At 62.7% G+C, this 2,099-nt stretch carries 3 protein-coding genes; all 3 read right to left on the reverse strand.

From position 1 onward, the window contains the following. Positions 1-275, reverse strand: a 275-nt coding sequence (locus tag Q0H50_RS09400) for an ATP-binding cassette domain-containing protein (protein WP_294421694.1), incomplete at its 3' end; no start/stop codon positions are given. Then, entirely contained in the window at positions 272-1,162 is an 891-nt protein-coding gene (locus Q0H50_RS09405) for an ABC transporter permease (RefSeq protein WP_294421695.1), read from the reverse strand. The genes Q0H50_RS09405 and Q0H50_RS09400, both read right to left, overlap by 4 nt. Positions 1,163-1,165: 3 nt before the next feature. Beyond that, positions 1,166-1,984: a molybdate ABC transporter substrate-binding protein gene (modA, locus tag Q0H50_RS09410; RefSeq protein ID WP_294421696.1), complete on the reverse strand. Its 819-nt coding sequence runs from the start codon at positions 1,982-1,984 to the stop codon at positions 1,166-1,168. Positions 1,985-2,099 lie beyond the last annotated feature (115 nt).

Genomic DNA, 2,099 nt, shown 5'->3' on the forward strand with positions numbered 1-2,099 from the left:
GTCATATGCGGGAACAGCGCGTGGTCCTGATAGACGATCCCCAACCGTCGCTGCTGCACGGGCAGGCGCCGGATGTCCTTGCCGTCAAGCAAAATGCTGCCGCTTTCCAGGGGAAACGCGCCGGCGATCGCCTCGAGCAGCACGGTCTTACCAGCCCCCGTCTCCCCCACGATGGCGAATATCTCGTGCGGCTCGATATGCAGGTCGTCAACGCGCAGCGAGAAGCTGCCGCGCCGCGCCACCATGTCGCGAATCTCGATGCTTCCGCCGCTCATCGCTTTCCCTCGCATTCCCCGCATGCCTTCATGCGCCTCAAGCCCAATCCCTTGCCGGCCCTTCCCACGCGGCTCTCGCCCGTGGGACAATCGAGCACGTTCGCCACCACCAGCGTGAACGCCGACACCAGCAGCATGATCATGGCCGTGGCCATGGCGGTCTCGGTGTTGCCGGTCGAGATACTCAGGTAGATGCTGCCGGGAAGGGTCTCGGTCTTCATGCGCGTCACGCCCACCAACATAAGCGTGGCGCCGAACTCTCCCATGCCGCGCGCCCAGGTCAGCACGAAGCAGCTGATGATCTGGTTGCGGCACATGGGCACGATGATGGTGCGGAACACGTCCCAGGGCATGGCGCCGAGGGTCTGCGCCACGAATTCGATGCGCGGATTGACGCCGGCGAAGGCGGTGCGCATCATGCGGATGGCGAAGGGCAGGTTCACGATCATCTGGGCGAATACGATGCCCGTAGGCGAGAAGACCACGGCGAAACCGGCTTCCTTGAGCGCCTTGCCCAACGGCGACGAGAAGATCAGCAGCAAGGCGAAGCCCAGCAGAATGTAAGGCAGCGACAGCGTCAGCTCCATCAAGACCTCGGCCAGGCGCTTGCCGGGAAACGCCACATGCGACAGCGCATAGGCGGTCGGCAGCGACAGCAGCAGGCAGATGACGGTGGAGATGCTTGAGGTGGTCACGCTCATGCGCAAGGAGAACAGCACCTCCTCGGAGCTGACGGCCTCGCCGAAATGCGAGATGCCGCCCGCCACAATAGCGAAGATGGCGCTCCCGATGAACAGGAGCACCATCCCCGTTACCAGCATGCACAATGCCGGGAAGATGTTGCGCTTGCGGCCTCTGTGACGTTTTGGCTCAGGTGCCGCGGACATACGTTACACCAGCTCGTAGCCGAATTTGGTCCAGATGTTCTTAGCGGTTTCGCTCTGCAGGAACTCGGAGAAGGCCTTGACGGCGTCCGCATCGGCGGCGCAGGCAAGCTCGGCGCTCGGAACGGTCTTGACGTAGCTTTCCATGCCGGAGTTCTCAAGGATGGTCAGGCCGTCCTTGCCCGCGTTCTCCTTCCACACGATGGCGGCGTCGCCCTCGCCCTTGGCCAGGGCCTCGGCGATCTGCGGCGCGGTGGTGGAGGTGGTGATGGAACCGGACTGCTTGACCTGCTCCATGACGCCAGCGTCGGTCATGGCCTTGACGGCGATCTTGCCGATCGGCGTGGACTCCGGGTCGCCCAGCAGAAGCGTGTCGCACTTCACAAGGTCGCTGACGGTCTGGATGCCCATGGGATTGTCGGCGGGCACCACCAGGACGGGGATGTGCTTGACCAGGTCGGTGCTGGTGGCAACGTAATCGCTGACGGGCTTGAGCTCATCGGCGGAGCCGGCGATGAAGAAATCGCCCTCCTGGGTGGTGTTGATCTGCGTTTGGATCTGCGCGGCGTTGGCGAAGGTGATGTTCATCTCGCAGCCGGTCTCGGCCTTGAAGGCGTCGGCGATCTCCTGGAACGGCTTGGTCATACCGGCGCCGCAATAGATGCTGAGGCTTTTGCCCTCAAGGCTTGCCGCGGCGGTCTGCTCCGGCTGATCGGCTTTCTGCTCGCCCTTGTCGGAGGAGCATCCGGCCAGCACGCCGCAGGCGAGCACGGCGCTCAGCGCCACGGCCGCGATCGCGGCCAAGCGGGTCTTCGTCTTTTTCATAGCAGTTCCCTTCTTTTTGTCCCCATACCACCAGGCGCCCCTTCGCATGCGAAAGGGCGCCTGTCATTTCGCCGATTATACACAAACAATGATAATATTTGCAATAGCATATAAT

The organism is uncultured Senegalimassilia sp. (assembly GCF_934632265.1).
GTDB lineage: Bacteria > Actinomycetota > Coriobacteriia > Coriobacteriales > Eggerthellaceae > Senegalimassilia.

Excerpts from the sequence above, each read along its gene's own strand:
- Q0H50_RS09405 (WP_294421695.1), bottom strand. The coding sequence starts at position 1,162 with ATGTCCGCGGCACCTGAGCCAAAACGTCACAGAGGCCGCAAGCGCAAC.
- modA (WP_294421696.1), bottom strand. The coding sequence starts at position 1,984 with ATGAAAAAGACGAAGACCCGCTTGGCCGCGATCGCGGCCGTGGCGCTG.